Below are 7,195 nucleotides of genomic sequence, written 5' to 3'. Positions count from 1 at the left end.
TCCTGGGCGGGTTGATGGCCGGCGGGGCGTCGGTCACCGGATTCGATCGTGCCGGCTGGTACGTGGTCGCGAAGGAGCACACGGCGTGAAACTGACCGGGGTGGAACTGCTGCGCGTCCGGATGCCGCTGGTGGCACCGTTCCGGACGTCGTTCGGCACGCAGGCCGAGCGCGAACTGCTGCTCCTGCGGGCGGTGACGTCCGAGGGCGAGGGCTGGGGCGAGTGCGGCGCGATGGTCGACCCGCTGTACTCCTCGGAGTACGTCGACGGCGTCGAGCACGTGCTGCGCACCTTTCTGGTGCCGACGTTGCTCGCGGCCGGGGACCTGACCGCCAACAAGGTCGCGCCGCTGCTGGCGAAGTTCAAGGGTCACCGGATGGCCAAGGCCGCACTGGAAATGGCGGTCCTGGACGCCGAGCTGCGCGCCCACGGCATGTCCTTCGGCACCGCGCTGGGGTCCACAAGGGACTCCGTGCCGTGCGGGGTGTCCGTCGGCATCATGGACACCGTCCCGAAACTGCTCGACGTCGTCGCCGGCTACCTCGACGACGGGTACGTCCGGATCAAGCTGAAGATCGAGCCGGGCTGGGACGTCGAGCCGGTGCGCGCGGTCCGCGAACGCTTCGGGGACATCCTGCTCCAGGTCGATGCGAACACCGCGTACACGCTCTCGGACGTGCCGCAGCTGCAACGGCTCGACCTGTTCGAGCTGCTGCTGATCGAACAACCCCTCGAAGAGGAAGACGTGCTCGGCCACGCCGAGCTGGCCAAGCACATCCGGACGCCGATCTGCCTCGACGAGTCCGTCGTCTCCGCGCGCTCGGCCGCCGACGCGATCAAGCTCGGCGCCTGTCAGATCGTCAACATCAAGCCGAGCCGGGTCGGCGGCTACCTCGAAGCGCGGCGGGTGCACGACGTCTGCGCCGCGCACGGCGTCCCGGTCTGGTGCGGCGGGATGATCGAGACCGGCCTCGGCCGGGCCGCCAACGTCGCGCTGGCGTCGCTGCCGGGGTTCACGCTGCCGGGCGACACCTCGGCGTCCGACCGGTTCTACCGCACCGACATCACCGAGCCGTTCGTCCTGGAAGCGGGTGGCCGGCTGCCGGTGCCGTCCGGTCCGGGGCTCGGCGTCACCCCGATCCCGGAGCAGCTCGCCGAGGTGACGACCGCCAAGGCGTGGCTCACCTCGCCCGCCGGATAGTCCACAACGGACGGAGGGTTCCATGGAGTCAGCCGAACAGGTGCTCGCCCGCTGGGCGGCGGAGGCCGGCGCGCGGGCCCGCACGTACGCGGCCGGCGCCGCCGTCGCGGCGTCGCGGGTCAAGGTCCTGGTCGCGGTGCGGTACGCGGGCCTGCGGGCCGACGCGGCCCACCGGCTGCGGGCGGTTCGTCGCCCGCGATGAAAGTTTCCCCGGGTCTCGTCGGTTTCGACGAATCGGCGGCCCCGTGACCCGTCCTAGCATCCCCGCATCGCCGGTTCCCCCACCGTTCGCCACGAGAGGCAACCATGTCGAAGCTCACCGAACTCTCCGCCTGGCTCGACAGCCGGCTCCCCGCGTTGCTGGCCGAGCACAAGGTGCCGGGCGCGTCCGTCGCCGTGTACGCCGGCGGCGAGATCATCGACCACGCGGCCGGCGTGCTCAACACGGGCACCGGCGTCGAGGCCGACACCGATTCGCTGTTCCAGATCGGCTCCATCACCAAGATCTGGACGACCACGCTGGCCCTGCAGCTCGCCGACGAGGGCCTGCTCGACCTCGACGAGCCGGTCCGGAAGTACCTGCCCGAGTTCAAGATCGCCGACAATGTTGCAGCCGCCAAGATCACCGTCCGGCAGCTGATGTGCCACACCTCCGGCTTCGAGGGCGACATCTTCACCGACACCGGCCGCGGCGACGACTGCGTCGAGAAGTACGTCGCCACCCTCGGCGACGTCCCGCAGCTGTTCGCGCCCGGCGAGATGTTCTCCTACAACAACGCCGCCTTCTGCGTGCTCGGCCGGGTCGTGGAAGTGCTGCGCGGCAAGCCCTACAACGACTGCCTCGCCGAGCACCTGTTCGTCCCCTTGGGACTGACGCACGCCGCCGCGAGCCCGTACGAGGCGATCCGCTTCCGCGCGGCGCTCGGGCACCTCACGCCCGAGCCCGGCGCCGACCCGCAGCCCGCCGGCGTCTGGGCGCTCGCGGCGTCCAACGCCCCGGCCGGCTCGATGCTCGCGATGCGCCCGCGCGATCTGGTGACGTTCGCCGGCATGCACCTGCGCGACGGCGAAGGCCCGGACGGCAGCCGCGTACTGAGCGCGGAAAGCGCCCGCGCCATGCGGGAACGCGTGGTGGAGCTGCCCGACCTCGGCCTGATGGGCGAGGCGTGGGGCCTCGGCTGGTCGCTGTCCGAGGGCGGCGCGGTCGTCGGCCACGACGGCGGCACGATCGGCCAGTCGGCCTTCCTGCGCCTCGCGCCCGGGCACGACGTCGCCGTGGCGCTGCTGACCAACGGCGGCAACCCGATCGCGCTCTACACCGAGGTCGTCGGGCACGTGCTCAAGGAGCTGACCGGCATCGAGCTGAAGGTGCCGCCGGTGCCGAACCCGGAAGCCCCGCGGATCGACGCCACGCGGTACGTCGGCGAGTACTCGTCGTCCGTCGCGGACATCACGGTCAGCCAGGACGAGGACGGCCGCGTCTGGGTGGAGCGCGTCCCGAAGGGGATCTTCGCCGAGCTGGCCAAGCCGGAGAAGACCGAGCTGGTCGCGATGAACGGCGACACGCTGATCCTGGCCGAGCCGATGCAGGGCATGTACCTGCCGCACGCGTTCGTCGGCGACGACGGCACCGGGCGCGCGCTGTACCTGCACACCGGCCGCGCCGACCGGCGGGTGCGCGCGTGAGCCCGGTCGAAACGCGGATCGCGGACGCCTTCTTGGCGGCGGGCGCCCGGGGTTTCCTGCACGCCAAGGAGATCGGCGGCGGGGGAGAGGTCGCCGTCGGCGCCGACGACCCGGTGGTGCTGGCGTCGGTGTTCAAGATCCCGGTCGCCGTCGCCTACGCCCGCGAGGTCGTCGCGGGCCGGCTCGACGAGACCGAGCGCACCCGCGTCGGAAAGCGCTACCGCATCGGCGGGATCGGCACCGCGGGCTGCGCCGACGACGTCGAACTGAGCTGGCGCGACCTCGCGCTGTTCATGCTGACCATGAGCGACAACGCGGCCACCGACGTGATCTACCACCGCGTCGGCCAGGCCGCCGTCGACCGCGTCCTCGCCGACCTCGGCCTGGGGCGTACCCGGCTGATCGGCTGCTGCGAGGACCTGTTCGCCTCGGTGCTCGCCGACCTGGGTGCCGCCGAGGACGCCGACCTCGACGCGGTGTTCGCCGGCGCGACGCCCGAGCAGACCTGGAAGCTCGCGGTGCTCGACCCCGAGCGGACGACGTCGTCCACGCCCCGGGAGATCACGACCCTGCTCGACGCGATCTGGACCGACCGCGCCGGCGAACCGGCCGCGTGCGAGCGGGTGCGCGCGATCATGGCGCGGCAGATCTGGCCGCACCGCATCTCGTCCGGCTTCGGCTCCGACGTCGCGATCGCGGCCAAGACCGGCACCCTGCCCGCGGTGCGCAACGAAGCGGGCGTCCTGTCCTATCCGGACGGCCGCCGGTTCGCCGTCGCCGTCTTCACCCGCGCGGACTCCCTGGCCGAGCGGCAACCCGCCGTCGACGCCGCCATCGGCAAGGCTGCCCGCCTCGCCGTGGACCACCTCCGGAAGGAAACACCATGACCAGGATTCGGACGGCGGGGGTCGTGCTCGGGGTGCTCGCGCTCACCGCGACCGCCTGCGGGGGATCGGGCAACGCCGGCAGCGGGGACGGCAAGCCGGTCGACGGCAAGACGTTCAGCCTCGGCGTCGGCTCCGACCCCGGCAGCCTGGACCCGCACATGACCGTGCTGTCGGTGGCCCTCCAGGTCGATCGGTTCCTCTACGACACGCTGCTCGGCCTCGACGACGCCGGCAAGCCGGTCGCTGGGCTGGCCGCGAAGTGGGAGGCGTCGACGACGACCGCGTCCTTCACGCTGCGCCAGGGCCTCACGTGCGCGGACGGCAGCCCGCTGACCGCCGCCGACGTCGCGGCCAACATCAACTTCATCGGCGACCCGGCGAACAAGTCGCCCATCGCCGGGCTGTACATCGCCCCGGGCACCAAGGCGACCGCGGACGCGGCGGCCGGCACGATCTCCGTGACCAGCGGCAAGCCGGACGCGTTCCTGGCCCGCAACATCGGCGGGGTGCCGATCGCCTGCGCCAAGGGGCTCGCGGACCGGAAGCTGCTCGCCAAGGGCGAAGCCGGCACCGGGATGTTCACCGTCACCGAGTCCGTGCCCAACGACCACTACACGTTCAACCGCCGCAAGGACTACGCGTGGGGCCCCGGTGACTGGAAGGCGGAACCGGGCCTGCCGGACAAGGTCGTCGTGCGGGTCATCCCGAACACCACGACCGCGACCAACCTGCTGCTGTCCGGCGAGCTGAACGCGGCCCAGGTCAACGGGCCGGACCGGCAGCGGCTGGAGGGGCGCAAGCTCTTCCACGCCGACTTCACGGCGCCGATGGGCGAGGTGTTCTACAACCAGGCGACCGGGCGGCCCGGGCAGGACGAAGCCGTCCGCCGGGCGCTGACCCAGGCGCTCGACCTGCCCCAGCTCGGCAAGGTGCTGACCAACGGCGCCGGCAAGCCGTCGCAGGGCATGATCACGAACGAGCCGGAGGTCTGCCCCGGCGACACCGTGACCGGCAACCTGCCGGCCCACGACCCGGCCGCGGCGGCGTCCGCCTTGGACGCCGCGGGCTGGAAGAAGGGCGCGGACGGCGTGCGCGCCAAGGACGGCAAGAAGCTTTCGCTGACCGTCCTCTACGGCACCCAGCTCGGCCCGACGATGGCGCCGACCGCGGAGCTGGTCCAGCAGACGTGGAAGTCCCTCGGCGCCGACGTGACGCTCAAGGCGGTCGACAGCCCCGGCCTCAGCCAGGTCCTGTTCGGCACCGGCGAGTGGGAGGTCTCCCTCGGCCCGGTCGGGTTCTCGCTGCCGAGCCAGCTGGTGCCGTTCGTCTCCGGCCCGGCCGCGCCGGACGGGACGAACTTCGCCCACATTTCCAACCCCGGCTACGACCAGGGCGCGCAGGCCGCGGCGGCGAAGCCCGGCGACGCGAGCTGCGCGGACTGGAACGCGGCGGAGACCGCGCTGATCAAGCGGGTCGACGCGGTGCCCTACTTCGACTCCGTCGTGCCGACCTACGCCAGCGGCGCGAAGTTCACGCTGAGCCAGGGCAGCCTGACGCCGTCGTCGATCCGGATGCTGGCGAAGTGACCACGGCGGCGGCACCACCCCGGCTGCGCGGCGGCCCGTGGCCGGCGTTCGCCGCGCGCCGGCTGGCCCGGTTCGCCGTCTCGCTGTGGGCGCTGCTCACCGCGGCGTTCCTGATGATCCACCTGGTCCCCGGCGACCCGGTCCGCGCGTCGCTGGGGATGACCGCGCCCGCCGCGCTGGTGGCGGCGAAGCGGGCCGAGCTGGGCCTGGACGACCCGCTGTGGGTGCAGTACGGGCACTACGTGCGCAACCTGCTGTCCGGGAACTTCGGGACGTCGATGGCGAGCGGCCAGCCGGTGGCGCAGGTGATCGGCGACCGGCTGCCCTCGACCTTGCAGCTGGCTGTGCTGGCCTTCGCGGTCGTGGTGACCGTCGCGGTCCCGCTCGGCGTCGGCTTCGCGGTGCTCACCCGCGGCGGCCGCCGCCGGGGCGCGGAGCTGGGCTTCACGTCGGTGAGCGTGCTCGTCGCGGCCATCCCCGAGTTCCTGATCGGGGTCGGGCTGGTGGCGCTGCTCGCCGTCGGCCTCGGCTGGTTCCCGGTCGCGGGCGCCGACGACGTCAGCGGGTACGTGCTGCCGGTGGCGGCGCTGGCGATCGGGCCGGCCGCGGTGCTGGCCCGGATCATCCGCGTCGAGCTGCTTTCCGTGCTGGGCGCCGACTTCGTCCGCACCGCGCGGGCGAAGCGGCTGCCCGCGCGGCTGGTCTACGTCCGGCACGCGCTGCCGAACGCCCTGACCGCGACGCTCACCCTGGGCGGGCTGATGCTGACTTCGATGGTGGCGGGGACGGTGCTGGTGGAGAACGTGTTCGCCTGGCCCGGCCTCGGGTCGACGATCGTGCAGTCGATCGTGACGAAGGACTACCCGCTGGTGCAGGGGATCGTGCTGGTCTACGGCGTCGGCGTGCTGCTGGTCAACCTGCTGGTCGACGTCGTGCTCGGGCTGCTCGACCCCCGCTCGGCGATCCGGGAGGCCTGATGACGGCACGACGACGTGGTTCGGTGTGGGCGGCGGCCGTGCGCACCCCGGTGGGCGCGTGCTCGGCGGTGCTGCTGGCGGTGGTGGTCGTGCTGGCGGTGGTGGCCCCGCTCGTCTGGGGTGACGGCGCCGCGGCGATCGACACCGACGCGATCGGCCAGGGACCGTCGGGCGCTCACCCGTTCGGCACCGACTCCCTCGGCCGCGACCTGCTGCTCCGCACCCTGGTGGCGACCCGGCTCTCGATCGGGCTCGCGGTCCTCGCGACCGCGATCGGCGTCGGCACCGGGGTCGTGCTCGGGACGCTGCCGTCGGTGCTGCCGCGGTGGGCGGGCCGGCTGCTGGTCGCGGCCGTCGACATCGCGGTGGCGTTCCCCGGGCTGCTGCTGGCCCTGTTCTTCGCGGTGATCTTCGGCGTCGGCACGCAGGGCGCGGTGCTGGCGATCGCGTTCGCGATGGCGCCGGCGTTCGCCCGGCTCGTGCAGACGCTCTCGGCGTCGGTGAGCGGGCGCGACTACATCGCCGCGGCCCGGATCGCCGGCGTCGGCCGGATCCGGCTGCTGGCCCGGCACGTGCTGCCCAACATCGGCGAGCCCCTCGTGGTCAACGCGACCATCGGGGCCGGCTCGTCGCTGCTCGCCTTCGCCGGGCTGTCCTTCCTCGGGATCGGCGTGCAGGCGCCGGACTACGACTGGGGACGGCTGCTGCGCGAAGGCCTGGACGGCATCTACGTCAGCCCGGTGGCCGCGCTCGCGCCCGCCGCGGCGGTGGTGCTGGCCGGGCTGGCGTTCAACCTGGTGGGGGAGACGGTCGCCGCGGTGGTCGGGGTCCGGACGCGCGCGACCCGGCGTGCGGCGG

The 7,195-nt window shown here is 72.9% G+C and carries 7 protein-coding genes; all 7 read left to right on the top strand.

Translation table 11 applies throughout. From position 1 onward, the window contains the following. Positions 1 to 85 precede the first annotated feature (85 nt). Entirely contained in the window at positions 86 to 1,201 is a 1,116-nt protein-coding gene (gene menC / locus G3I65_RS45405; protein ID WP_160701591.1) for an o-succinylbenzoate synthase, read from the top strand. A 22-nt stretch (positions 1,202 to 1,223) separates the two neighbouring features. Next, positions 1,224 to 1,403, top strand: a complete 180-nt coding sequence (locus G3I65_RS45400; protein ID WP_160701590.1) for a hypothetical protein — start codon at positions 1,224 to 1,226, stop codon at positions 1,401 to 1,403. A 104-nt stretch (positions 1,404 to 1,507) separates the two neighbouring features. After that, the gene (locus G3I65_RS45395) at positions 1,508 to 2,887 is read left to right on the top strand and encodes a serine hydrolase (RefSeq protein ID WP_160701589.1); all 1,380 of its coding nucleotides are present in this window, start codon (positions 1,508 to 1,510) and stop codon (positions 2,885 to 2,887) included. Further along, entirely contained in the window at positions 2,884 to 3,774 is an 891-nt protein-coding gene (locus G3I65_RS45390; RefSeq protein WP_160701588.1) for a serine hydrolase, read from the top strand. The genes G3I65_RS45395 and G3I65_RS45390 overlap by 4 nt, the downstream gene beginning before the upstream one ends. After that, entirely contained in the window at positions 3,771 to 5,360 is a 1,590-nt protein-coding gene (locus G3I65_RS45385) for an ABC transporter substrate-binding protein (RefSeq protein ID WP_160701587.1), read from the top strand. The genes G3I65_RS45390 and G3I65_RS45385 overlap by 4 nt, the downstream gene beginning before the upstream one ends. After that, positions 5,357 to 6,337 carry an ABC transporter permease gene (locus tag G3I65_RS45380; protein ID WP_160701586.1) on the top strand — a complete coding sequence of 327 codons (981 nt, stop codon included), beginning with the start codon at positions 5,357 to 5,359 and terminating at the stop codon, positions 6,335 to 6,337. The genes G3I65_RS45385 and G3I65_RS45380 overlap by 4 nt, the downstream gene beginning before the upstream one ends. Further along, positions 6,337 to 7,195: ABC transporter permease (locus tag G3I65_RS45375; RefSeq protein ID WP_160701585.1), on the top strand; the 859-nt coding region annotated here is incomplete at its 3' end. The genes G3I65_RS45380 and G3I65_RS45375, both read left to right, overlap by 1 nt.

Source organism: Amycolatopsis sp. SID8362 (assembly GCF_010550475.1).
Lineage (GTDB): Bacteria > Actinomycetota > Actinomycetes > Mycobacteriales > Pseudonocardiaceae > Amycolatopsis > Amycolatopsis eburnea.
Note: the sequence above shows the minus strand (reverse complement) of the source record. Positions and strands in the feature narration are given on the sequence as shown.